This window comes from Litorivita sp. NS0012-18, from assembly GCF_040371945.1.
Lineage (GTDB): Bacteria > Pseudomonadota > Alphaproteobacteria > Rhodobacterales > Rhodobacteraceae > Litorivita.
Genome location: NZ_BAABWS010000003.1, coordinates 1 through 23688 on the forward strand (window position 1 = coordinate 1; position 23688 = coordinate 23688).

General features: G+C 60.9%; 21 protein-coding genes. 7 read left to right on the plus strand and 14 right to left on the minus strand.

What is annotated here, in order from left to right:
• The first annotated feature begins 603 nt into the window (after positions 1-603).
• From ABWV64_RS13050 to ABWV64_RS13075, 6 genes are all read left to right on the plus strand, one after another.
• The gene (locus ABWV64_RS13050; RefSeq protein WP_353345971.1) at positions 604-1518 is read left to right on the plus strand and encodes a hypothetical protein; all 915 of its coding nucleotides are present in this window, start codon (positions 604-606) and stop codon (positions 1516-1518) included.
• A 638-nt stretch (positions 1519-2156) separates the two neighbouring features.
• Entirely contained in the window at positions 2157-3977 is a 1821-nt protein-coding gene (locus ABWV64_RS13055; RefSeq protein ID WP_353345973.1) for a cation:proton antiporter, read from the plus strand.
• 244 nt (positions 3978-4221) lie between these two features.
• Entirely contained in the window at positions 4222-4926 is a 705-nt protein-coding gene (locus tag ABWV64_RS13060; RefSeq protein ID WP_353345975.1) for a 3-oxoacid CoA-transferase subunit A, read from the plus strand.
• Positions 4923-5594, plus strand: coding sequence for a 3-oxoacid CoA-transferase subunit B (locus ABWV64_RS13065; RefSeq protein ID WP_353345977.1), 672 nt, complete (start codon positions 4923-4925; stop codon positions 5592-5594). Before ABWV64_RS13060 ends, ABWV64_RS13065 begins: the two co-directional genes overlap by 4 nt.
• The gene (locus tag ABWV64_RS13070) at positions 5591-6019 is read left to right on the plus strand and encodes a PaaI family thioesterase (protein ID WP_353345979.1); all 429 of its coding nucleotides are present in this window, start codon (positions 5591-5593) and stop codon (positions 6017-6019) included. The genes ABWV64_RS13065 and ABWV64_RS13070 overlap by 4 nt, the downstream gene beginning before the upstream one ends.
• Positions 6016-6492 carry a PaaI family thioesterase gene (locus ABWV64_RS13075; protein WP_353345981.1) on the plus strand — a complete coding sequence of 159 codons (477 nt, stop codon included), beginning with the start codon at positions 6016-6018 and terminating at the stop codon, positions 6490-6492. The genes ABWV64_RS13070 and ABWV64_RS13075 overlap by 4 nt, the downstream gene beginning before the upstream one ends.
• Here ABWV64_RS13075 and ABWV64_RS13080 read toward each other — a convergent pair.
• The 5 genes from ABWV64_RS13080 to ABWV64_RS13100 all read right to left on the minus strand — a co-directional run bounded on the left by ABWV64_RS13080 (position 6489) and on the right by ABWV64_RS13100 (position 12233).
• Positions 6489-8780 (minus strand): xanthine dehydrogenase family protein molybdopterin-binding subunit, encoded by a 2292-nt coding sequence (locus ABWV64_RS13080; protein WP_353345983.1) that lies wholly within the window; start codon positions 8778-8780, stop codon positions 6489-6491. The two genes, ABWV64_RS13075 and ABWV64_RS13080, sit on opposite strands and share 4 nt — an antisense overlap.
• Before the next feature lie 89 nt (positions 8781-8869).
• Positions 8870-9880: an NAD(P)H-dependent flavin oxidoreductase gene (locus ABWV64_RS13085; RefSeq protein WP_353345985.1), complete on the minus strand. Its 1011-nt coding sequence runs from the start codon at positions 9878-9880 to the stop codon at positions 8870-8872.
• A gap of 1 nt (position 9881) precedes the next feature.
• Positions 9882-10676: an enoyl-CoA hydratase/isomerase family protein gene (locus ABWV64_RS13090; protein ID WP_353345987.1), complete on the minus strand. Its 795-nt coding sequence runs from the start codon at positions 10674-10676 to the stop codon at positions 9882-9884.
• A 3-nt stretch (positions 10677-10679) separates the two neighbouring features.
• Positions 10680-11825, minus strand: coding sequence for a thiolase family protein (locus ABWV64_RS13095; RefSeq protein ID WP_353345989.1), 1146 nt, complete (start codon positions 11823-11825; stop codon positions 10680-10682).
• A gap of 3 nt (positions 11826-11828) precedes the next feature.
• Positions 11829-12233 (minus strand): Zn-ribbon domain-containing OB-fold protein, encoded by a 405-nt coding sequence (locus ABWV64_RS13100; protein ID WP_353345991.1) that lies wholly within the window; start codon positions 12231-12233, stop codon positions 11829-11831.
• 127 nt (positions 12234-12360) lie between these two features.
• Between ABWV64_RS13100 and fabG the strand changes: the two genes are divergently transcribed.
• On the plus strand, positions 12361-13110 hold the full coding sequence (gene fabG, locus ABWV64_RS13105; RefSeq protein ID WP_353345993.1) for a 3-oxoacyl-ACP reductase FabG: 750 nt from the start codon (positions 12361-12363) through the stop codon (positions 13108-13110).
• Between the two features lie 69 nt (positions 13111-13179).
• Here fabG and ABWV64_RS13110 read toward each other — a convergent pair whose 3' ends face one another.
• Genes ABWV64_RS13110 through ABWV64_RS13150 form a run of 9 tightly spaced genes read right to left on the minus strand, consistent with a single transcriptional unit; the run spans position 13180 to position 23582 of the window.
• Entirely contained in the window at positions 13180-14151 is a 972-nt protein-coding gene (locus ABWV64_RS13110) for a Bug family tripartite tricarboxylate transporter substrate binding protein (RefSeq protein WP_353345995.1), read from the minus strand.
• 11 nt (positions 14152-14162) lie between these two features.
• Positions 14163-15692, minus strand: coding sequence for a tripartite tricarboxylate transporter permease (locus ABWV64_RS13115; protein ID WP_353345997.1), 1530 nt, complete (start codon positions 15690-15692; stop codon positions 14163-14165).
• 3 nt (positions 15693-15695) lie between these two features.
• On the minus strand, positions 15696-16175 hold the full coding sequence (locus ABWV64_RS13120) for a tripartite tricarboxylate transporter TctB family protein (RefSeq protein ID WP_353345999.1): 480 nt from the start codon (positions 16173-16175) through the stop codon (positions 15696-15698).
• Positions 16172-17263: a CaiB/BaiF CoA transferase family protein gene (locus tag ABWV64_RS13125; protein ID WP_353346001.1), complete on the minus strand. Its 1092-nt coding sequence runs from the start codon at positions 17261-17263 to the stop codon at positions 16172-16174. Before ABWV64_RS13125 ends, ABWV64_RS13120 begins: the two co-directional genes overlap by 4 nt.
• Entirely contained in the window at positions 17260-19386 is a 2127-nt protein-coding gene (locus ABWV64_RS13130) for an acetate--CoA ligase family protein (RefSeq protein ID WP_353346003.1), read from the minus strand. Before ABWV64_RS13130 ends, ABWV64_RS13125 begins: the two co-directional genes overlap by 4 nt.
• 10 nt (positions 19387-19396) lie before the next feature.
• Positions 19397-20545, minus strand: coding sequence for an acyl-CoA dehydrogenase family protein (locus ABWV64_RS13135; RefSeq protein WP_353346005.1), 1149 nt, complete (start codon positions 20543-20545; stop codon positions 19397-19399).
• Positions 20545-21702 carry an iron-containing alcohol dehydrogenase family protein gene (locus ABWV64_RS13140; protein ID WP_353346007.1) on the minus strand — a complete coding sequence of 386 codons (1158 nt, stop codon included), beginning with the start codon at positions 21700-21702 and terminating at the stop codon, positions 20545-20547. The genes ABWV64_RS13135 and ABWV64_RS13140 overlap by 1 nt, the downstream gene beginning before the upstream one ends.
• Before the next feature lie 3 nt (positions 21703-21705).
• Complete coding sequence (locus ABWV64_RS13145) at positions 21706-23022, minus strand: TRAP transporter large permease (protein ID WP_353346009.1); 1317 nt, start codon at positions 23020-23022, stop codon at positions 21706-21708.
• Entirely contained in the window at positions 23022-23582 is a 561-nt protein-coding gene (locus ABWV64_RS13150) for a TRAP transporter small permease subunit (protein WP_353346011.1), read from the minus strand. Before ABWV64_RS13150 ends, ABWV64_RS13145 begins: the two co-directional genes overlap by 1 nt.
• Between the last annotated feature and the right edge of the window lie 106 nt (positions 23583-23688).

A 23688-nucleotide genomic window follows, 5' to 3' on the forward strand; every position in this document is an offset into this window, starting at 1 on the left:
AGTGGTGCTACGCTGGAAGCAGAATGGAAACAGGCAGAGCGAAGCCGCGAGGCGGAAAGTGGAAAGAAAGACCGGAAGCGGAGTGAATTGCCCTTAGATGTGTAGACGCTTTGCTTGGTGTTTTTGGAACCAAGGAGAGACGGATATGAATAAGGGAATACGGTCTACCGACGAGTTCAAGCAGGAACATGTAGCGCAGGTTGTCGAGCGTGGATATGCGGCCAGTGAAGTTTGGGGGCAAGCGCCAAATCGCTTTACACTTGGACGGCCTAATTTGCGACGATCATCTGGATGATTTCTCCGTCGGTGAAGTCGTCTTCAATGGTCCGTCCTTCAGATGATCGGACTCGGCACAAATCGAGAGGAGCTTGGGAGGTCAGGCCAATGACAGAGGCGTTGGGGGCATATGCGAAGGCATTCAACTCAAATTGATCGCGGTTCTCATCTTAGCGTTAAGTAATTGCTTTCACATATATATTCCGATCCGCAGAGCATTGCGTGGGCTCCGGTTGGCGCGTGCCACAGATCCGACTTAATTGAAACGCTTTTGCGCCCAACTCCGCATTCACCTTGTGCGCCAGCATCACAAACAAGGGACCTCCAATGAACACGATGTATTTTGAGATTACCGACGGCGCGGTCAAAGTGGGCGTCACGATTGCCGAACAATCGGACGGCTCGCTGCTCTTCGATTTGGACGTGTTGGACGACACCGGAGTCATCGGCGATCTCAACGGGTTGTTTTTCGATCTGGCCGACGATTCAATCACCGATAACCTGTCCGTGACCGGCGCAGATTTGACCGGCGAGAACCTCGATGCCAACTCGGTGACGAAGGTGGATGGCTACAACAACGTCAACGGGGAAGTCGTCAAGGAAGATGGCAAGTTCGACATTGGCGTGCAGTTCGGCACGGCGGGCATTGGCGCAGATGACATCCGGTCCACGTCTTTTTCCCTGTCGACTTCGGATGGATCACCTCTGGCAATCGCAGATGTCTTGGGACAAGACTTTGCTGTGCGTCTGACCTCCGTGGGAGAGATCGACGGAAATCGCAATGGCTCCGTCAAGATCAGCGGCACTTCCGATCCCATCATCACCGAGCCGCCCGAGCCAACAAACATCGCCGCGAACGATACGATGACGGTCACCACCGATGAGACCTTCAGCGATTTCGGAATTCCCGATCCGCTTGATAATTTGGTCTTCAGCCTGCTTGAGAACGACACCACCGCGGAAGGGCAGCCCTATGCGGGCGATGTCACCTCCGTAAATGGCGCGGCCTTGGACGAAAGCACGATCTATGCTGGCTCGAACGGCGGGTTGCTCATCGTCTATGCGGACGGAACGGTCGATTTCTCTGCCAATAACGAATTTGATCACCTCGGCGAGACGGAAACCGCGCATACCCAATTCACCTATGGGATTGAAGGGGGCTCAACCGCAACTCTGGACGTCGAGGTGTTCGTTTTCGATGGCGGTGGCGGTGGAGGCGGCGAAGAACTCTTCGTGATCTAACCGCCTTCAAACCTGAACGGGCGCCAACTCGATCCACGCGCAAGGGATCGGGTTGGCGCTTGCCGTTCGGCTGCTTGACGCCAGCAGCCAGCGGGGCCGTTCTTGACGGCATGAAAACGGCGGATTTTGGCGCGTCTTAGCCCCCAAGGCGGGCGGTCAGGCGAGAAATCGGAACGCACGCCGCAGACATCCGCCTCGGCGCCCGAACCCAACATTGGGCACACGAGGAGAACAAGGCCGCGCCGAAGGGCGTTAGGGCGCGAGGGCAAAATTTCCGCGCCGCGCCGCCGCACAGGCCATGCGCAAAGCCTTTCCTCGAGGCGCACAACGAGTTCTCGAACCCCAGCGCAAAACTCTTTCCCGAACTTCTGACCTGCCGGATCGGGATTGCCACTTCGCAGCTTGCCGATCAAACTCCTTCGAGCGCGGATGTGACACGGGCCGCGCGGCGCGTGGCTGCGCGGAGGCGGCGACAGATAACAATTTGAAATCGCGCAATTTTCCGCGCCTCTCATGGGGGGCTGGCCGGCCCTTTCTATTTGCCTCGGGTTTTTGACGCGCGTGGGGCGTCTACACAGCATATTGCCATTCCACCGCGAAGTTGAGACATTCGCAGCGCGAAACAGGAGAACCTCATCATGGCAATTGCAGAAACACAGGGTGCTTTGGACCCAATGATGGCGATTGCCTTGGTGGGTGCCTTGGGCGTCGGCTCACAATGGCTCGCGTGGCGGCTCAACATGCCAGCAATTGTATTGATGCTGGTGTCCGGTTTGATCATCGGTCCGGCAACCGGAATATTTGATCCTGTGCGAGACATCGGGGCGCTTACGGGGCCGATCATCTCGCTGGCTGTCGCGGTGATTTTGTTCGAGGGCGGTTTGACCTTGAACCGGAGCCACCTGCTCGACGCCGCGGACGGGGTCAGGCGATTGGTATTCATCGGCGCGCCCTTGGGGTGGTTGGTATCGACATTGGTGCTGCATTACGGCGCTGGACTGGGCTGGGAAAGCTCGGCGGTTTTCGGCGGCATCATGATCGTCACAGGGCCGACCGTGATCGCGCCGATGCTGCGCCAAGCGCGGTTGCCGCGGCGTCCCGCGGCGCTGTTGCAATGGGAAGCGATCGTCAATGACCCGATCGGCGCTTTGGCGGCGGTTCTGGCCTATGAAGTCGTGTTGGTCTTGCGTGCGACAGAAACGCTTTCCAGCGCCCTTGGCCAGCTTGCGGTTGGCATCGTCATTGCGTCGGGGCTGGGTATTTTGGGCGGCTGGGGCATCGCGGTGGCCTTCAAACGTGGCTATGTCCCCGAATATATGAAGGTGCCGATCCTTTTCACCGTGCTGATCGTGGTCTTCGCGATCTCCGACCAAGTGCTGCATGAAAGCGGGCTTTTGGCCGTCACGGTCATGGGGGTCTGGATCGCCAATGCGCGCTTGCCGTCCTATGAGGAGCTGCGCCGCTTCAAAGAACATGCGACGGTTTTGCTCGTCTCCGGCGTGTTCATCTTGCTTGCGGCATCGATGAAATTCCAACTGCTGACACAACTGGATTGGCGCGCGGCGGTGTTTGTGGCGCTGGTCGTTCTTGTGGCACGGCCCTTGACCGTTCTGGTGTCGCTTGCCGGATCTGACCTGCCTTGGAACGAACGCGTTCTGGTTGGCATGACGGGGCCGCGCGGGGTGGTCTTGGTCGCGGTTGCCGGCCTGTTCGGGGAGCGTCTTGGCGCAATCGGGGTCGAAGACGGCGCGTTGATTGCCCCCTTGGCCTTTGTATTGGTGGCAGTCACTGTGGTGCTCCATGGCTTTACCTTGATCCCCTTCGCGCGGTTGTTGGGGTTGGCCGACGGCGAAGAGCCGGGGTTATTGCTGATTGGTGGGTCAAAGTTTTCGATTGCTTTGGGCAAAGCCGTCACCAAAGCGGGCCTGCCGGTGCTTGTGACGGATCCTAACCTTAGCCGTTTGCGGGGCGCGCGCGCCGAGGGCTTGCCTGTATACTACGGCGATATCCTGTCCGAAGCTGCCGAACATTCCGTCGAGATTATCTCTTATGGGACGGTGATCGCCGCCACGGACAATGATGCCTACAACACGCTGGTCGCCACCGATTTGTCGCCGGAGTTCGGGCGCGCGAATGTGTTTCAGTTGGGGCGCCAAAAGAGCGACAGCGCCCGCCACGCATTGCCCAAAACGCTCGGCGGGCGCAATTTCGGCGGGGCTGAAACCTTGGACGAGTTGAACGCCAAACTGGCGGCGGGGTGGCGCATCGCTTTGACTCGTTTGACCGAGGAATTCGGCGCGAAAGAGTGGCGCGAGACAAACCCCGAGGCAAAGTTGCTCGGCTGGGTGACCGCAGCCGGAGAATTGAAAATGGTGCGCAGCGATGACCCCATAAACGGAGCCCCAGACACGCGTCTGATCGCGCTTCTCCCCGCCGAAGAGCCCGAGCAGGCCAACTAACACTCCGTTTGAAGCGGGCCGCGCCGAGGTGGCCGCCTCGTTTCTTCCCCCCTCGTTCCTATGCGGCAAGGTGGCCAACGCGCCACCGCGATGCCCTGCTGCGCCCAGCGGGCAGCTTGTCTCTTGCACCTTTGCACGGGCGCAGCAACGCGCGCGCGAAGACCTGACGACAACGGCATTGACGCATGGGTAGAATTAATGAACACTTGGAACAATTTTATGTGACCCGCGCGAGGGAGGGGCCATGCTGGACCGCAGATGTGAAGATATGGCGCAGGCGCTGGACGGCGTGCAGGATGGCGCCTGTATAGCCATCTCGGGCTTTGGCGAAAGCGGACGCCCGAACATGTTGATCAAGGCCTTGCTCGACCGCGGCACCCGCGACATCACGCTGATCTCCAACAACGCAGGTGAAGGCCATATGGGGCTTGCCTCCTTGCTTTTGGCGGGGCGGGTGCGGCGGCTGATCTGCTCCTTCCCGCGAGGTGCGATGCAGGGCGAGATCGAGCGTCTGGTGCGCGCGGGCGTGCTTGAGCTTGAGGTCACACCGCAAGGCACATTGGCCGAACGTCTGCGCGCGGGCGGTGCGGGAATACCGGCGTTTTTCACGCCCACGGGCTTTGGCACATTGATCGCCCAAGGCAAGGAAACCCGCGAGTTTGACGGGCGCGGCTATGTGATGGAACGCGCTTTGACCGCCGATTTCGCCTTGGTCAAAGCGCATCGCGCCGATCGTTGGGGCAATCTGACCTATCTCAATCTGGCGCGTAATTTTTGCCCGCTCGTTGCGGCGGCGGGGCGGCGCACGATTGTCGAAGCCGATGAGATCGTCCCCTTGGGCGCCATCCCGCCCGAACAGGTCATCACACCGGGCATCTACACCGATGTATTGATGCAATCACAGCCCGTGCCCGACGCCGCATGGCCAACGCCGGAGAAGGCCGCATGAGCCGCCTCGGGCGCAGCGCCATTGCCGCGCGATTGGCCCGCGACATCCCCGAAGGCTGGCACGTCAATTTGGGGATCGGCATTCCCGAACTGGTCGCCGACCATATCGGCGCGCGCGAGGTGGTGTTTCACTCGGAGAACGGGATTTTGGGCATGGGTCCGGCCGCCGCCGAGGGCGAGGAGGATTGGACGTTGATCAATGCTGGCAAAAAGCCGATCACCGCGCTCAAGGGGGCGAGCTTTTTCAACCACGCCGAAAGTTTCGCAATCGTGCGCGGCGGGCATCTCGACCTGTGTGTCTTGGGCGCCTATCAAGTGGCGGCCAACGGCGATATCGCCAATTGGTCGCGCGACGCCGACGATATCTTGCCCGCGATTGGCGGGGCGATGGACCTCGCCGCAGGGGCGCAGCGGATTTGGGTTTTGATGAGCCATACGGAAAAGTCGGGCGCGCCGCGCATCTTGGAGCGCTGCGCCTACCCCCTGACGGGGGCGGGGGTCGTGAGCCGCATCTACACCGATCTTGCGGTGATCGAGATCGGGCCGCAGGGGCCTTTGGTGACCGACATGGTTGCCACCGAAAGTCCCGAAAGCTTGCAGGAAAAAACCGGCGCGCAGCTTCGTTTCGCGCCAAAGGTGGCGACGCTTGAGGATATCGCAGATCGATGACGCCCTATAATCCGGTGACCGCCGACCCCTATCTTTTGCAAAGCACGCTGGGCTATCGCGTGACCGAATGGGAGGTCGGCCGCGCGGTGATCGAATTGCGGCTCACGCAGCTGCACAAGAACCGCAACAACATCCCCCACGGCGGGATCTACGCGCTATTGCTCGATTCCGTTTGCGGCTTTTGCGGCACCTGTCAGGGGCCCGATATGGACAGCCGCACCGCCGTGACCCTCTCTTTGGATTGCAAATTCATCTCTTTGCCCAAGGGTGACATCTTGATCGCCACCGGGCGCAAATTGGGCGGCGGCGCGCGCAGCTTTTTCGCTGAAGGGATGGTGCATGACGAAACCGGACATCTGATCGCGACGGGGCAGGCGGCCTTGCAATACCGTGCGCGACCCTCATCATCGGAGGCAAAACCATGACCAAGACCGAACCAAAGACAAGCGCCCAGACGGCGCGCGACAACCCTGCAAAATACGACCAAGGCGGATTTCACCGGCTGCTCGGTTTTGACATGATCGAGCGCGAAAAAGGGCGCATCGTCGGCGAGATCAAGATCGACGAGCGCCATTGGAACCGCGCGGATATCGTGCATGGCGGGGTCTATGCCACGATGCTGGATTCGGCCTGTTCGGGGGCGGGGCTATATTGCCCGCATGAGGGCCGCGTGCGCCAAGCCATCACCTTGTCCTTGACGGTGAACTACACGGGCAAGGTCAAATTCGGCACCTTGCGCGTGGTCGGGCGGGTCACCAATGCGGGATATAAAATCTATCACTCCGCTGGCGAAATACACGACGACAAAGGCCAGCTTATCGCCCATGCCGTCGGCACCTTTCGCTTTTTGCCAGGCAGCGAGAGCGAGGACGGCATCGAGGCGGCGGTCAAGCTTTAGCCGCGCGCCTCATGGATCGCCTGCCACACCCGTCCGGGGGAGGCGGGCATATCAAAGCTCTGCACCCCCAACTGTCGCATCGCATCGCGCAGGGCATTGAACCCTGCCGCCAAGGCGCCGACCGTTCCCGCCTCGCCAACGCCCTTTGCGCCCAAAGGGTTGACCTTGGTGGGCACCGGCTCGAAACCGGTGGTCAGAAACGGCACATCAGAGGCGCGCGGCATGGCGTAATCCATGAAGGAGCCGGACAATAGCTGCCCCTCTTGGGGCGAGAGGCGGATTTCTTCGCAAAGGATCTGCCCAAGCCCTTGCACGACGCCGCCGTGAATTTGCCCTTCGGCCAATTGGGCGTTGATCACCGTGCCGATGTCTTCGATGCCCGTATAGGACATGATTTCGCATTTGCCGGTTTCGGGGTCGATCTCGACCTCGCAGATATGGCATCCGTTGGGAAAGGTCGGCGCCGCGGGGGCAAAGCTGCCCTCACCGCGCAGTCTTATGCCGCGCTCGGCGGCGGTTTGCGCGAGGGCTTGCAAGGTGACCGCGCGGTCGGTGCCATCAATGCGAAAGGCGCCGCTTTCATAAACGATATCGCGGGTGTCGGCCTCCAATACATCGCAAGCCAGCGCGCGCGCCGCCTCAAGCGCCTTGGCCACGCCGTCGCGCAGCGCAGGCGCGCCTTGCGGCATCGCCGCCGATCCGCCCATGCCTTTGCCATGGTCCAAAATATCGGTATCGCCTTGGCGGTAGGTGATCCTTTCGGGGGCGATTTCCAAGGCGGTGGCGGCCAGATCGGTCAATGAGGTCTCAAGCCCCGATCCGGCGGAAAACGTGCCGACATCAAGGGTGACCGAACCGTCGGCAAGGAATTCCACATTGGTAAAATCCTGCCCCGGATTGCCGAAAATCCCGCCTGCAGTTTCAATGCAAAGCGCAATCCCGCGCCCGCGCACCTTCCCGCGCGCCGCGGCCCGCGCATGGCGCGCCGCGAAGCCCTCCCAATCGGCGCGCGCCAGCCCCTTATCCATCACGCGGGCGAAATCGCCGCAGTCATAGTCAAAGATAAACGGGCTTTTCCACGGCATCTCCTCGGCGCGGATCAGATTTTGGCGTCTAAGTTCGACGGGGTCAAAGCCGCATTGATGCGCGGCGGCGTCAATCAAGGCCTCGACCGCGAGCGTCGCCTCGGGCCGGCCCGCGCCGCGGTAAGGGGCGGTGGGCACCGTATGGGTCAACCATGCCGACATTCGCCCCGCGATCAGCGGCGTGCGGTAAACCCCCGCAACGCCGCCAAAATTGCTCACCATTACGATGGAGCGCAAAGAGGCATATGCGCCGACGTTGAATTCGGCGTCAAATTGCATCGCGGTGAATTCGCCCGTTTCGCTTAGGCCCAAGCGGCAGGTAAAGCGCATGTCGCGCCCCGCCTCGTCGATCAGGAAATCTTCGCTGCGTGTGGCGCACCATTGCACCGCACGGCCCAGCCGCCGCGCCGCCCAAAAGATCAATAATTCCTCGCGCAGCGGGCCGGATTTCATCCCGAAGGCGCCGCCGACATCGCCCGCGTGGCATTGGATCTGCGCGGGCTCCATATCAAACGCGGCGGCAACCGCCCCGCGCAATGCGATGGGGTTCTGGTGGCTGCAGTATAGCTCGAAGCGACCCTCACCCAAAGGCGCGGCATAGGCGTTGCGCGGCTCCATCGCGACCGTTGTTACCCGCGTGATCGGCACGGTGATCGAGACCTGATGCGCCGAGGCGTCGATCGCACTGCCTGCTGCCTCCCAATCGCCGTGCGCCCATTGGGCGCATAAATTTCCAGCGCGGCCCTCATGCACAAGGGCCGCGCCTTCGGCTCTGGCCTCATCCAAAGTGGTCACGGCGGGCAGGTCATCGAGATCGGCGGTGACGGCCTCGGCGGCGTCCATTGCCGCCGCGCGGGTCTTGGCGATGACCAATGCCAAAGGCTCGCCCACATGGCGAACACGGTCGGTGACCAGCAAGCTGCGGTCCGTTGATGTCCATACGCGGCCGTCCGGTCCGTCCATCTTGAACGGGACCTGCACCGGCCCGACGCCGTCGGCCGCCAGATCCGCGCCGGTCAAAACGGCGATCACCCCCTCCATTTCGCGCGCGCCCGATGTGTCGATGCCGCGCAGCAGCGCCGAGGCCATATCGGAGCGTACAAACACGCCGAAAACCGCATCGCCCTTGGGCCTATCATCGCCGTAGCGCCCCGCGCCGCGGGTGAGCCGTGCGTCTTCGATCCGGCCTTTGCGGTGTGCCATGTGATTGTCCTTTATGTTCGGCCATGCGCCTGAAATCGAGGCCACAGGCGGGCGGCGCTGCACCTATCTTAGAACGGCTATTGCCAAGTTCAAGCGCGCTGCGTTGCGGCGCGGTCGGCAATCCGGCACTGCGCCAAGCCGCGCCAAGCCGCCTCCATTTCCTGAACCAAAGTGGCGATGATCTGCTCGGCGCTTTCGACCTCTCGCGCCTGCGCTGCTCCGGCCGACATGGACATCAAACCGGTCTCGGCATCGCCGCCGATATAGGCATGGCGGCGCCCGTGGTCACCGCGCACCATATCGCCGAAGTCAGAGTGTTTCGCCGCGTCCCCAAGCTCTTTTTCCATCCGTTGGATGAGCTTGGCGGTCCGGTTGTTGAGCACGCGCCATGTGTCCTTGATCGAATGGAGCACGGCCACCGTATCATCCATCTGCGCCTCGACAATGCGGGCCTTGTAGTTGGGATGCGCGTCGATCTCGGCGCTGGCCAGAAAACGGCTGACCACGACAGCGGCATCGGCGCCCTGCGCCAATGCGCCGAGCACTTGGCGCCCCGTTCCAATCGCCCCGCCCATGGCCAAAGGAACATCGGTTTGCTCCAGAGCATTGGCCAAAATCACATGGCTGGGGTGCGGATTTGTGCCCGGATGTCCGCCCGCTTCCATCCCCACGATCGTCACCGCATCAACGCCCGAGCGCGCGGCCTTGAGGGCGTGGCGCAATTGCGTGGATTTATGGATGAGCACACCGCCGCCATCATGAATGCGCTCGATCATCTCGCCAGGGTGGCTGCCAGCGGTTTCGAACCGCGTGATGCCGTGGGATTGTGCGATTTTGAGGCATCGGTCGTTGATTTCATTGGACCTAAAGCGCGAGATTGAAAAATTCACACCAAAAGGCGCGCCCTCGGCCAACTCGATGCAGCGGATCAAATCCGCCTCGAAGCTTTCGGGATCGGGGTGGCTTTTGGGGGTCAGAAACGCCATGGCGCCCGCGCGCGCGCAGGCGGCGACAAATTCGGATTTGGAATGCCACATCATGCCGCCGACGATGATCGGATGGCGCATCCCGAAAAGCTCTGTCAGGCGCGTTCGAAACATCTTAGCGCCCCGTGAAGTTCGGTTTACGCTTTTCGAGGAAGGCGGCCATCCCCTCCTTGCGATCATCGCTGTCGATGAGCATGGCCGCGCCAAGGCGTTCATATTCCAGCCCTGCGTCCATCCCGACCTGCATTCCCGTATTGATCGCGTTCTTGATAAAGGCGACCGATAGGGGCGGTTTGTCGGCGATGTCGCGCGCGAGGGTCATGGCGGTCTCCATCAAATCCGCCTGCGCGGCGATCTGGCTAACCAATCCGCAACCAAGCGCCTCTTCGGCGCCCATCATCCGGCCCGTATACATCAGTTCTTTTGCCTTGGATTCGCCCACGATGCGCGGCATCCGCTGTGTGCCCCCTGCGGCGGGCAATACGCCAAGCTTGACTTCGGGCAGGCCAAAGCGCGCATGATCGGCCGCGATGCGAATATCGGCGCATAGCGCGATTTCCATGCCGCCGCCCAAGGCCACGCCATTGATCGCGGCAATTACGGGGCGTTCAAAATTCTCGATGGTGCGGGTCAGCTCATGGGTGAATTTTTGCCGCGCGAAATATTCGGCGGGTGGCGGGCGGTTGCCCGCGCGCTCCTTGATATCGGCCCCCGCGCAAAAGGCGCGATCCCCCGCGCCAGTCAGGATCACACAGCGGATCGAACGGTCGTTGAGCATCCGGTCGGTGAAGACATGCCACAGGTCCTGTTTCATCGACCCGCCCAAAGTGTTCATCCGGTCCGGCCGGTTCAACGTGACGGTGGCCACGCCATTTTCGGCGGAATACAGCAGCGTTTCGTAATCGCTCATCACTCAATCCTTTTGCAAAATATGGGCAATCGAGATCGACCCGAGGCCGATCATATGGGCCATGCCGATCTTGGCATCGGGCTGTTGCCGCTCGCCGTTCTCACCGCGCAATTGGCGTGTGATTTCATGGATTTGGCCAAGGCCTGTGGGGCCAAGAGGATGGCCTTGCCCGATCAGCCCTCCCGATGAGTTTACACAGCATTTCCCGCCGATCGCGCTGCCGCCATCGCGCAAGAAATGCTGTCCTTCGCCCTTGGGAGCGAGGCCGAAGGTTTCCGTGTAGAGGATTTCCTCGATGGCAAAGGCGTCATGCAATTCGACCACATCCAGCGCATCGGGAGTGATCCCTGCCTCGGCATAGGCCATTTCGGCAACCCTTTGCGCCAAGGTGACCGAGGGGATTTCGCGCCCCACTTGCGGCCGCTCCGATTGCAGGACCGATGCGGTGACGCGGATCGGTTTGTCGCCGTTGATCCCGAGGCGGTGGATCGCATCCTCGCTGGCGACAATCGCCGCGGCGGCCCCGTCTCCGCGCGGGCAGCACATCAAAGAGGTCGTCGTGCCCGCCACAAGGGTCGAGGCCAAGACCTGCTCTACGCTGCGCGGCTTTTGGAACTGCGCAAACGGGTTTTTCGAGGCATTGGTGTGGTTCTTGGAGGCGACACGCGCGAGATCTTCGGCGCTCAGCCCTTTTTTCTTTTTGAGGTATTCGGCCATGATCGCATATTTGACCAAGGGAATGCTCGCCGTGTCGGACAGCCGGTTCACCTTTTCCTTGGCGACGGCACGGACCTGATCGCCGTATTTGTCCACGCCCACGGCCAAAGCCACATCGCGCCGTCCTGCAGCAACCTCAAGCACCGCCATCTGGAAGGCCGAGGAGCCGGAGGCCGAGGCGTTTTCCACCTGCGTGCAGGCCAGTCCGGTTGAACCCAGATGGTTGAACATGATCCGCCCCGCGGCCATGCCAATGCCGGTGCACCCGATATGGGCGCTCTCGATCTGGGGGAACTCTATGCCCGCATCCGACAGCGCGCCGCGCACCGCCGTCAGGCCCATGTCGATATAGAGCGTGTCAGAGGCAAATTGGTATTTATGCATGCCAACACCGATCACATAGACAGGGCGCATGTCATTGAGGGTTTGCATGATCTAATCCTCCGCCGGTGCGAAACGGCAGGCCAGAACATTGCGCTCGCCGCGCGTGACCTCATGGGCCACGGCCTGAAGCGCCATGCCGTCGCGGTATTGCTCTGCCGCGCCCAAGAGCATGACCTCTTCGATCATTCCGTCGGCGATTTGCGCCTCTCCCACGATGCACGGCACCTCCAAAGTGGGCACGAGCTTTGCGTGCAAGGTTATGAAGGTCAAAAGCGTTGCGCGCCCCTCGCCAAGTTCGGAGCGGACATGTTCGGGCACCGCGCCGCAATTGGGACAGCCATAGCCGGTTTTCGGGAAATGATGCTTTTCACATTGCGTGCAGTGGCCCATAATCAAATGCAGCCGCCGACCGTCGTCCGCCAAGGTGTATAGGTCGGGTTTTTCCAACTCCGGCATTGCTTCTCCTCCGATTTTCTACTCAAGGGTAGAAATTTTTTACCCGCCATACAACTGCAATAATTGCATTGGGTGGGGTTAAGTGCAATAAATTTACTCATGAGTAAGTTTCATGGAGGGAAGGGCAATGGATTTAGGTCTGACAGGGCGCACGGCATTTATCACCGGCGGTGGCGGCGGCATCGGGCGCGCCACGGGCAGGATGCTGGCGGGCGAGGGGGCTTTGATCGCCTTGCTCGATATTTCGCAAGAGGCGCTTGATTCAGCGCGCGAGGACATCCTCAATGCGGTGCCACAAGCCAAGATCTGGACCGGCGTGGTGGACATCACCGATAAAGCGTCGGTCAACGCGGTATTCGCCGAGGCTGCACAGGCCTTGGGGCCTTGCGACATCTTGGTCAACAACGCCGGATTTGCGCGCGATAAATATATGCTCAAGATGGATGAAGACGATTGGGATGACGTTCATAACGTCGTGCTCAAGGGCGCGTTTCATTGTTGCCGCGCGGTGATGCCCGCAATGATGGAGCGCAAATGGGGCCGCATCATCAACATGTCGTCGATGGCCTATCTGGGCAATAAGGGGCAAACCAACTATAGCGCCGCCAAGGCCGGTTTGATCGGCTTTACCAATGCTTTGGCGCGCGAAGCCGGAGCGTTCAATATCACCGCCAATGCGATTGCTCCGGGATTGGTGGCAACGCCGCGGCTCAAGGCGCGGGCCGATTATGAGAAGCTCAAGCAACGCTCGTTGACTTTCACACCCATGCCGCGTCTGGCCGAGGCCGAGGATGTCGCCAAAGCGGTGACCTTCTTTGCCTCCAACCTCGCCGATATCGTCTCGGCGCAGCTGGTGGGCGTGACCGCAGGACGCTAAACCGCCTGACATGGAACGAAAAAGGGGGCCCAATAAGCAGGCCCCCTTTTGCATGTGCTGCGACGAGACCTAGCGTTTCTCGATCCCGGCTTTTTCGATGATCATGCTCCAGCGATCACGCTCTGCGGCGATGAAGGTGCCCATTTCTTCGCCGTCCATATCGACCATCTGGCTTTGAACGCGGGCCATTGCCTCGACCACAGGTGCGGATTTCATTGCCGTGTCAAAAGCGTCGATCAAGATTTTGATCCGCTCGGGCGGTGTGCCCGCAGGGGCCATGATGCCCGACCACGAACCGGTCGTGGCCTCGGGGATGCCCGCTTCGATCATGGTTTTCGCATCGGGGAAAAGATCGAGCCGCTGCTCCGAGGTCACGCCCAAGACTTTGACCGAACCGGATTCGACATGCCCCGCCGTCGAGACCGCATAGTCAAAAGCAATATCGAGCCGCCCCGCGATCAAATCATTGAGCATGGGCGCGGACCCCTTATAGGGCACCTGCAAGAATTCGACCCCCGCCGCATTGGCAAACAGTTCCGACGCCAAATGCGTCCCCGTGCCGATCCCCGCCAAACCGACGGTCACCTCACCGGGGTGCTCTTTGGCATAGGCGACCAATTCTTCGGGCGTATTATAGGGCCGGTCCTTGTAAGCGATCAGCGTATTGGGCGACAGGGCCATCATATGGATCGGGGCGAAATCCTTGACGCTGTCATAGCGCAGGGTCTTGTAAAGCGAGGGCGCCGCGGCGAAGGTGCCCAAAGAGCCATAGATGATCGTGTAGCCGTCGGGATCGGCGCGCGAGACATACTCAACCCCCAAAGTGCCCCCCGCACCGGGTTTGTTTTCGACGATCACAGTTTCGCCCAAGGCTTTGCCGAATTCATCCGCGATCAACCGCGAGCGCGTGTCGGTGATCCCGCCCGGAGTATAGGGCACGATCCATGTGATCGGCTTGCTGGGGAAATCGTCGGCGTAGGTCGCGGTGGCGGACAATACAAGCGCTCCGGCCGCGATGTGTTTCAGAAAGGACTTTAGCATTCTCTCTCTCCCTAGATTTGACCGCTCTGGGCCATTTGCGCGGCGATGATTTGCCGCCTTTTGCGCAGCGAACTGCGAATGGTGGAGGCCACGATGATCACTGCCACGGCCAAGAGACCCGCGCTGATCGGTTGCGTGACGAAAACAGTGGCATCGCCGCGCGACAGCAATAGCGAGCGGCGGAAATGCTCTTCGGCCATCGGGCCGAGAACGAGCCCCAAAAGCAGCGGCGCGGCGGGCAGTTGCAGCAGTTTCATGCCGTAGCCCATCAGCCCGAAGAAGATCACCAGACCGATATCAACCGGATTGCTGCGCGCCGAATAGGCGCCGAGGCAGATGAAGAACAAGATGCACGGATAGAGGATATGATAGGGGATCATCAGCATCCGCACCCATATCCCGATCAGCGGCAGGTTCAGCACGAGCAGCAGCAGGTTGCCGATCCAGAAACTGGCGATCAAGCCCCAAAACAGCTCTGGGTTGGTCGAGATCACCAAAGGCCCCGGTTGCACCCCGTGGATCAAGAGCGCGCCAAGCAAAAGCGCCATGGTCGCCGATCCGGGGATGCCAAGGCTCATGGTCGGGATAAAGGCGGCTTGGGCCGCCGAATTATTCGCCGTCTCCGATGCGGCGAGACCCTCGATTGCGCCATTGCCAAAGCGCTCGGGCGTTTTCGACATCTTCTTCTCGACCGAATAGGCGACGAAAGCCGCGATGGCCGCCCCCGCGCCGGGCAAGATGCCGATCACAGCGCCGATCACCGAGCCGCGGGTCATAGAGCCGGAGGTGCTTTTCCATTCCTTTTTGGTCGGCCACATCGCGGCCCATGAGGTGTCGACTTTTTGCCGTGTGGTGGCGAAATGCATCGAGGTGAAATTGACCAAAATTTCGGACACCCCGAACAGCCCCATCGCCAGAACCACCAAAGAAATCCCGTCAAGCAATTCGCGGCTGCCGAAGGTAAACCGCGCCACCCCCGATTGGATGTCGGTGCCCACCAGACCGAGCAAAAGCCCCACGACGACCATCGCAATGCCTTTGACCGGCGAGCCTTGCGAAAGCGTGGAGGCCGCCAGCAGCCCAAGGATCGTCATGGCGAAATATTCGGGGCTGCCAAAGCTTTGCGCCACGGCGACAAGCGGCGCGGCAAAGGCCATCATCAACACAATCGAGAAACAGCCGCCGATGAACGAGGCCAAGGTCGTCATCGCCAAGGCTTTGCCGGCCTCGCCCTTTTGCGCCATCGGGTAGCCGTCAAAACAGGTCACCGCCGAGGTCACCGATCCGGGCAGGTTGAGCAAAATCGCCGCCGTCGATCCGCCATAGATCGAGCCGTAGTAAATGCCCGCAAGCATCACAATCGCATCGGTCGCCGATTGGCCGAAGGTCAGCGGCATCAGCAAAGAAATCCCCGCCAAGGCCCCGACACCTGGCAAAACGCCGATGAACGTGCCCAGCGTCACGCCAATGAAACAGGCCCAAAGGCTCGACCACGAGACCGCCACCGCAAAGCCAAGCGACATATTGCTCCAAAGTTCCATTCGTCAGCCTCCCGGCAAAAGGTCCATATTCACCATCCCGCGAAAGCCGAAGACCAAGGCGGTGACAAAGCCGCACAGCGACAGGGCGATAATCAGCAAGGTCAGCGGCCGGAAGGTTTTGTCAGCCAGTCCGGCCAAAAAGATCAGCGCGAAAATCGCCGCATAGGCTCCGGCGCGGTCGATCAGAAATGCAAAGGCGCCAAGCGCGGCGCAGATCGCAAACATCGCGCGCCACGGCACTTTGGGCGCAACGGCCAATGAAACGCGGCCTTCAAAAATGATCGCCAGCCCCAGCGCCGACATCACAAAGCCGAGCAGCATCGGGAAAATCCCCGCGCCCACATTGCGCAAGCTGCCCATCGGATAGGTCATGCTCTCGGCGCTTACGATAACGCCAATGGCCAGAACCACGGCGCCCGCCGCAAGTTCAAGCACATTGAACCCCGCCAGCATCGGCGGTTTGGGAGGCTCTTCGGGCGTCATGAGGGCGCTCCTTTCATTGCGCCGAGCGCAGGCGCTGGCGGCATGTCGCGGCGCATCCCTTCGAGTTGCACGGGGAAGGGCGTCGCCGGCCCTGCTTTGGTTTGCGTGATCAGGCCGCGGGCTTTGAAATGTTCTGAGGCGGCGGCTTCATCGACGCTCAAAACCGGACTGGCGGGGACGTCATGCGCCTCCATCGCCTGCATGGCCTGCGCGCGTGTAAGCGGGGCGATGGCCTTGGCAATCGCGGCATTGATCGCCGCCGGTTCGGCGCGCCGCGCGGCCAAGCCGTCATAGGCCGCATCCGCATAGGCGCCCAAATCAATCGCTTGGCACAGGTTTTTCCAAAAATGCCCCTCCAGCGCGGCAATCGAGATGGCCCCATCCGCGCAGGCAAACACGCCATAGGCCGGACGGACCAAGGCGATTTGCCGTTGCTGGGCCAAATCGTGGACGGCGCCCGCGTTAAACACCCCGCGGCGCGGATTGACCCAATGGGCCAGACAGTCGGCAATCGACAGGTCGATAAACTGACCGCGCCCCGTGTTGGCGCGTTGCAAGAGCGCGGCATTGACCGTGGCCAGACCGTAAAGCGCCCCGCCCAAATCCGCGACCGGCAAGCCGAACGTATGATCCGGCGCCCCGTCGGGCGCGCCGCAAAGCGAGGTCACACCTGCCAGCGCGAGATAGTTCAAATCATGCCCCGGTGCGCGCACCATCGGCCCGCTCGCGCCGTATCCCGACATGGAGATATAGACCAGCTTCGGGTTCAGGGCCGCCATGGCCTCATACCCGAGGCCCAGTTTTTGCATCACGCCAGGGCGAAAGCCTTCGACCATCACATCGGCGCTTTTGACGATCTCGATGGCTTCGCTGCGCCCCGCCGCGTCTTTCAGGTCGAGCGCCACCGAGGCCTTGCCGCGATTGACGATCTCGAAGGTGCCTGGCGAGGTGTGGCGCAGGCTGTCGCCGCCCGGACGTTCGATCTTGATCACATCCGCGCCCATTTCGGCCATGGCCCCTGTCATAAACGGACCAGGGAGCAACTCGGAGAAATCGGCGACCGTTATGCCGTGCAGCGGGCCGCTCATGTCTCGACCACGATCACAGCGTCGAGCGCCATGACCCCTTCGCCTTCGGTGCCGACCCAGACCGGATTGATATCCATTTCGGTCAATGCAGGGGTGGCCATCACGAAATCGGATACTTTGACGATCAAATCGGCCAAGGCGGCCGTGTCGCGCTTGGGTTGCCCGCGATAACCGCTCAGCAGCTTTGACGAGGTCAGCGCCCCGATCATCTCTTGCGCCGCCATCGGGGTGACCGGCAACATGCGCCGCGTGACATCGGCGAAAATCTCGACGTAGATGCCGCCAAGGCCAAAGGTCATGACCTGCCCGAAAACCGGATCGCGCGAGACGCCGACGAAGGCTTCAAGCCCGCCTGCGGGGGCCATCGGCTCGATCAACACACCGTCGAGCGTCGCCTTCGGCGCAGCGATCTTGGCATTGCTCATGATCACGTCAAAAGCGGCGGCGGCCTCATCGGGTGCGACGCCCAATTTGACGCCGCCAATGTCGGATTTATGAGTGATCTGCGCGCTGACGATTTTCATCGCAACCGTGCCGCCCATTTTGGCCGCGATGGCTTTGGCCTCATCGGCGCTGCTTGCCACTTCGGGGGCGGTGACGGGCACGCCTGCGGCGGCCAGCGCGCGCTTGCCCTCGGCCTCTGTCATGGTGCGCGCCTCGCCCGCCTCGCCGCTCGAGCCTTGCGCGATGATCGCGGGGGACCAAGCATGATCGGCGGTGTTGAGCCATTTGCCATAATCGATCCAGCGCCGCACCGCCTTGCGCATGTTGCGCAGGCTGCGGAAGGGCACATGGCCCGATTTGGCCAAGGCCTTATAGCCATCGCCTTGGCGCTCGGACATCCAGATCGGCACAATCGGCACTTGCGATTGCGCCTGCGCGGCGGCGAGCGATTGCGCGTTGATCACCGAATACTGCCCGTAGTCCATCGGCAGAGGCGCCAGAACGATGCCGACATTTGCATCCTGCGCCACTGCCGTCAGCGCCTCGCGGTAGGCTTCGGGGTGGGAGATCGAGATTGAGGTCGTATCGACAGGGTTGGTCATCCCCGCATAGGCGGGCAGCGCATCAGCCAAGCGTTTGGCAGTTTCGGGGGTGAACTCGGCCATTTCGAGCGCGCTAATCCCGACATTATCGGCGCAAAGCGACGCCGCGCCGCCAGAGCTGGCAAAGACCGCGATCTTCTCGTCGCCCTTGGGCATCTTGCGGGTGAACAACATGGCCACATCCATCATCTCGTCGATGTCATCGACTTCGACCACGCCCATTTGGGCAAAGACGCATGAATTGACTTCGGCCGATCCGGTGATCGAGGCGGTATGGGAGGCGGCGGCTTTGGCGCCGTATTCCGACCGGCCCACTTTGAGGCCGACCACCGGCTTGCCCTGCCGCGCCGCTTCGGCGCAGGCAGCCGCAAAACGCGCACCGTCCTTGAAGCCCTCAATCAGGCAACAGATCACCTTGACCGCCGGATCGCCTGCCATGTGATGCACGAAATCTGCGACTTGCAGATCGCATTCATTGCCCGAAGACGACCAATTGCCAAACCCCATGCCGCGCACGTTGTGTTGGATCATATTGCGGCCCAAACCGCCGCCTTGGGTCGCAAGTCCGATCACGCCAGGGGCAATGTCATCCTTGAAAGCGGGGGAGAAGGTCATGCCCAGCGGCATCGTCAAATTCACCAAGCCAGGGCAGTTGGGGCCATAGATGCGGATGCCGGTGCGCTGCGAAATCTCGACCAGCTTGGCCTCTTCCTCGCGGCCCCAATCATCGGCCTCCGAAAACCCAGAGGTCAGGATCACCGCAAAGCCGCAGCCTTTTTGCCCTGCCTGCTCCACCGTCTCGCGCACGAAAGGCGCAGGGATGACCACCACCACTACATCGACGGCCTCGGGCAGCGAGGCCATATCGGGATAGCATTTGATCCCCATCACGCTGTCTTGCTTGGGGTTCACCGGATAGAGCGTGCCAGCGAATTTGGAATGCTCCACGATGTTTTTCATCGCGTGGTTGCCGATCGAATGCTCCTTTTCGGACGCGCCCACAACGGCGATCGAGCGCGGCGCAAACAGATGCGTCAAATCGGGGAACTGATAGGGGGTATAGGCGTCTTTGGGCATGGGTGCGTCCTCAGGTAATGGCGTTCAGGCCAAGAATTTCGCGGCCTGCGATCAAGGTCTGGATTTCGGATGTGCCTTCGGGGATCATCCCGCCGCGCGTGTCGCGGAAAATCCGCTCGATGGGGTATTCGGTAGAATAGCCAAGCCCGCCATGCACTTGCAGCGCCATATCGGCGACTTCAAAGGCGGCTTGGGTGGCGTAAAGCTTGGCGATAGAGCAATCCTCGCGCGCTTCCTCGCCCGCATCGAGCCGCGCCGCCGCGCTATAGGCCAGCGCGCGCGCCGCTTTGGTGCGAATGGTCATATCGACGATATGCTTCTGGATCAGTTGAAAGCTGCCGATGGGTTTGCCGAACTGCTTGCGCGTCTTGGCGTATTCGACCGACAGATCGAGCGCGCATTGCGCTTGGCCGACCGCGCCCATGGCGATATTCACCCGCGCGGTGTTCAGCCCCGCCAACGTGCCCGACAAGGCCGTGCCCTCATCGCCCAAACGGTTTTCCACCGGCACGATGACGTTATCGAATTCAAGCTCCGAGGTGCCCGTGGGGCGCAGGGTCATTTTCGACACCCGCTTGGCGGAAAACCCTTTGGATTTGGTCTCGACCACAAAGGTCGAAAGCGCCCCGTCGGTGCCGTTGCCAAAGCTGCGCGCCACCAGAAGGCAGATATCGGCATTGACCCCGTTGGTGATCCAAAGCTTGCGCCCGTTGATCACATAGTGGTCGCCCTTGAAATCGGCCCGCGTCTCGATCCCGCGCACGTTGGAGCCGACATTGGGTTCGGACAATCCGGTGCAGGTGCGGATTTGATTGGCCAAGAGCGGTTTGAGCCAGCGGTCCTTTTGCTCGGGCGTGCCAAAGCGCGACAGCTTCTGGATCGTACCATTGGTGATATTGACGATGGTGCGAAGGCTTCCCCAACAATAGCCCGCGCTTTCCATCAACATCCCCCATGTCATATAGGGCAGATCGAACCCGCCATCGGCTTCGGGGATTTTTCCACCCAGATAGCCGAACTCCTTGAGGTCATCGAGGATTTCGAACGGAAAGGTGCAATTTGCCTCATGCTCGGCGATCAGCGGGGTCACATTCGCGGCGAGCCATTTGTCGACATTGTCTTTGAGCATGCGCTGCTCGGCGTCCAATACTGCACTCATCAGATCATAGCCTCGTAAAGTTTGGTGATATCGGTTGCACCCATCGGGCGGCCGTTGCGCTCGGTGGCTTGGGACAACAGCGCCATTTCGGTCAGGCGCGGAATATCGCCCGCTGTGATGCCATAGTCGGTCAGTTTCTCGGGCGCGCGCGTGAGGGCCGACAGCTTGAGCGCCGCCTCGAAGAGCGCATCGCGCGCGACCTCGTCCTCGGGCGCATCGCTCAATCCCAAGCGGCGCGCGGCTTGCGCATATTTCGCCGTCATGGTCACCGCATTAAACCGCAAGATATGGGGCAAGATGGTCGCAAGCCCTTGGCCGTGAATGGTGCTGACCACGCTCTCGACCGGCGTGCAAAGCCCGTGGATCGCATCAACGCCCTGTTGCCCGATACAAAACCCCGCCAGATACGACGACATCATCACGCCCGCCCGCGCCTCGAGGTTTTGCGGCTCGGTCACAGCGGTTTCCAGATGCTCGAAGATCAGCCGCATCGACGCCAAGGCCATTTCATCGGCAATCGGGTTCACGACCTTGTTGGTATAGGCCCCGATGGCATGGGCAAAGGCGTCAAAACCGGTGCAGGCCGTCATCCCCGCAGGCAAGGACAGCGTCAGTTCGGGGTCCATGATCACGGTTGCGGGTTGCAACAATCTGCCGCGAATGACGAATTTGCGCTCGGGGGATTTGAGCACCGCGCCAAGCGAGCATTCCGATCCGGTGCCCGAGGTCGTCGGCAGCGCGTAGAACGGCGGCACAGCGGTCTTGGCGCTGTCCACATCGCGGCCAAAGCTGGCAAATGCGTCTTCGCCGGTGAGCAGCTCGGCCATCACGCCCTTGGCCGTGTCAATCGACGAGCCGCCGCCAAGCGCGATCAACGCGTCAAACGAGCCAGCCTGCCACATCTCGCGGGCCTGCGTGACATTGGCGGTGGTCGGATTGGGCAAGACGCCGCGATAGGCCGAATGCCGCACACCCGCACCGTCCAGCGCGGCCTCGATCCGGCCCAGAACGCCGGCTTCGGCCAACCCTTGATCGGTGACGATCAAGGCCGACAGCTGCCCGCGCGCGGCCAGTACGGCCCCAAGCTCGTCGCAGCGCCCCGCGCCGAACAGCGCATTTCCAGGCCAGTTGAGGGTGAATTTATCTGCCAATGACATGGCCTAGCCTCCGTAAAAGTAATTGGGCAGGAACAGCGCGATCTGCGGGAAGAGGACGATCAAGAACAGTCCGACCAGCGTGACCAAAACATATGGGATCACCGAGCGGTAAATATCGCCCATCGAGATTTCGGGCGGTGCCACGCCTTTGAGGTAGAACAGGTTAAACCCGAAGGGCGGCGTCATATATCCGACCTCCATCATGATGACGAAAAGGATGCCGAACCAGATCGGATCAAAGCCATAGGAATTCACAATCGGCAAAAATACCGGCAAGGTGATGAGCATGATCCCCACCGGATCAAGCACCATGCCGAGCAAGAACAAGATCAGCATCATAAAGGCCAAGGCGCCCCATTTTCCGCCAGGGATCAGGCTCATCAGGTTCTCGATCAGGCTTTGCGCGCCAAGCGCCGTATAAGCGGTGCTGAAGGCATGGGCGGCAAAGAGAATCCACATGACCAACGCCGTCAGCTTGAGCGTATCAATCGCCGCCGAATGCAGCCCGCTCCAATTGAGTTGTCCGTTGACCAGCGTTGCGACCAGCGCGCCGAAAACGCCCACGGCGGCGGCCTCGGTCGGGGTGGCATAGCCGCCGAAAATTGCGCCCAGAACAATCGCCACGATGAAGATCGGCAAGATCACCGCTCTGAGCGAGGCGAATTTCGCGCCCCATCCGGCGCGCTCTTCCTTGGGCAGGGCGGGGCCAAGCTCGGGCTGGATCCAGCAGCGGATGCCGATGTAGAGCGAGACCAGAGCGAACAGCGTCAAACCTGGCCCCACCCCCGCCGCAAACAGCCGCCCGACGGAGACTTCGGACAAGAGCGAATAGAGCACCATCAGGATCGACGGCGGGATCAAAATGCCCCAACCGCCGCCTGCGTTGATCGCCCCGACGGCAAGCCGCTTGTCATAGCCGCGCTCGAGCATCCGCGGCAAGGCGATGGTCCCCATGGTCACAACGGCAGCGCCGGAAATGCCGGACATGGCCGCGAAAATCGCACAGATTGCCACCGTGCCAATCGCCAAGCCCCCGCGCAGCCCGCCCCACCAGATATGCATCATCTTGTAAAGATCGTTGGCCACGCCGGATTTTTCCAAAAGGATCGCCATATAGACAAACAACGGGATCGCCATCAGCGTCGAGGATTGCATCGTGTCCCACATTTTTGTGGCGACAAGGAAAAAGCCCAAAGGCCCCATTTCGAAGAACAAGAAGATGACCGACACGCCGCCCAGAACGAACACCAAAGGCGTTCCGATCATGACAAAGGTCAAAAGTCCGCCGAAGAACAGGAGGGTGAGAAGTTCTACGCTCATTATCGGGCCTCGATTTCGCTGTGATCGGCTGGATCGGCTTGTTTGCCGAAGATCGCCTCGTCGACGGGCAGGCCCATGAGAATGCGGATATCACCCGTCAGACGCACAATGCCTTGAAGTAAAAGAAGAACGGCAGAGACCGGAATCATGCATTTGACTGGCCAGATGTAAGGCTTCCAAACCGAATTGGACCGCTCCCATCCCTCGACGGCTTCTGCGGCCAGAGACAGGCCCTGCCAAAGCAATACGCCGATAAAAAGCAAGAAGAGGAAGAATGTGGCGATATCCACCGTCGCTTTGCGCCGTTTGGAGAAGCTGCCATAGATGATGTCAACGTTGACATGGCCGCGCTCGGCCAACAGGTAACCGCCGCCGATGATCGCATAGACGCCAAAGATCATCGTCGCGAGTTCGGCCGACCACGTCGCGGGCCGCCCGACCAGATACCGCATCACAACATCCGCCAACAAAAGCGCGAATATCAACAACACCGCAAGCGATGCCCAACGCCCGATCCAACGGTTCAGTCGCGTGACCCCGCCAAGAAAACCTAACCACATTGTCCATACTCCTCCGGTGCGGCGCATGAACGCCGCCCGAGCCACTCTTCGCGGTGGCTCTGGTCTTTTGTGTCAAAAGGATGGGTCGGGGCCGTCGGCCGGCCCC

Excerpts from the sequence above, each read along its gene's own strand:
- ABWV64_RS13130 (WP_353346003.1), bottom strand. The coding sequence starts at position 19,386 with ATGCCCAAAGACGCCTATACCCCCTATCAGTTCCCCGATTTGACGCAT.
- fabG (WP_353345993.1), top strand. The coding sequence starts at position 12,361 with ATGGATTTAGGTCTGACAGGGCGCACGGCATTTATCACCGGCGGTGGC.
- ABWV64_RS13150 (WP_353346011.1), bottom strand. The coding sequence starts at position 23,582 with ATGTGGTTAGGTTTTCTTGGCGGGGTCACGCGACTGAACCGTTGGATC.
- ABWV64_RS13140 (WP_353346007.1), bottom strand. The coding sequence starts at position 21,702 with ATGTCATTGGCAGATAAATTCACCCTCAACTGGCCTGGAAATGCGCTG.
- ABWV64_RS13070 (WP_353345979.1), top strand. The coding sequence starts at position 5,591 with ATGACGCCCTATAATCCGGTGACCGCCGACCCCTATCTTTTGCAAAGC.
- ABWV64_RS13065 (WP_353345977.1), top strand. The coding sequence starts at position 4,923 with ATGAGCCGCCTCGGGCGCAGCGCCATTGCCGCGCGATTGGCCCGCGAC.
- ABWV64_RS13125 (WP_353346001.1), bottom strand. The coding sequence starts at position 17,263 with ATGAGCGGCCCGCTGCACGGCATAACGGTCGCCGATTTCTCCGAGTTG.
- ABWV64_RS13050 (WP_353345971.1), top strand. The coding sequence starts at position 604 with ATGAACACGATGTATTTTGAGATTACCGACGGCGCGGTCAAAGTGGGC.
- ABWV64_RS13090 (WP_353345987.1), bottom strand. The coding sequence starts at position 10,676 with ATGAGCGATTACGAAACGCTGCTGTATTCCGCCGAAAATGGCGTGGCC.
- ABWV64_RS13085 (WP_353345985.1), bottom strand. The coding sequence starts at position 9,880 with ATGTTTCGAACGCGCCTGACAGAGCTTTTCGGGATGCGCCATCCGATC.
- ABWV64_RS13120 (WP_353345999.1), bottom strand. The coding sequence starts at position 16,175 with ATGACGCCCGAAGAGCCTCCCAAACCGCCGATGCTGGCGGGGTTCAAT.
- ABWV64_RS13055 (WP_353345973.1), top strand. The coding sequence starts at position 2,157 with ATGGCAATTGCAGAAACACAGGGTGCTTTGGACCCAATGATGGCGATT.
- ABWV64_RS13095 (WP_353345989.1), bottom strand. The coding sequence starts at position 11,825 with ATGCAAACCCTCAATGACATGCGCCCTGTCTATGTGATCGGTGTTGGC.
- ABWV64_RS13080 (WP_353345983.1), bottom strand. The coding sequence starts at position 8,780 with ATGGCACACCGCAAAGGCCGGATCGAAGACGCACGGCTCACCCGCGGC.
- ABWV64_RS13145 (WP_353346009.1), bottom strand. The coding sequence starts at position 23,022 with ATGAGCGTAGAACTTCTCACCCTCCTGTTCTTCGGCGGACTTTTGACC.
- ABWV64_RS13135 (WP_353346005.1), bottom strand. The coding sequence starts at position 20,545 with ATGAGTGCAGTATTGGACGCCGAGCAGCGCATGCTCAAAGACAATGTC.
- ABWV64_RS13115 (WP_353345997.1), bottom strand. The coding sequence starts at position 15,692 with ATGGAACTTTGGAGCAATATGTCGCTTGGCTTTGCGGTGGCGGTCTCG.
- ABWV64_RS13100 (WP_353345991.1), bottom strand. The coding sequence starts at position 12,233 with ATGCCGGAGTTGGAAAAACCCGACCTATACACCTTGGCGGACGACGGT.
- ABWV64_RS13060 (WP_353345975.1), top strand. The coding sequence starts at position 4,222 with ATGCTGGACCGCAGATGTGAAGATATGGCGCAGGCGCTGGACGGCGTG.
- ABWV64_RS13110 (WP_353345995.1), bottom strand. The coding sequence starts at position 14,151 with ATGCTAAAGTCCTTTCTGAAACACATCGCGGCCGGAGCGCTTGTATTG.
- ABWV64_RS13075 (WP_353345981.1), top strand. The coding sequence starts at position 6,016 with ATGACCAAGACCGAACCAAAGACAAGCGCCCAGACGGCGCGCGACAAC.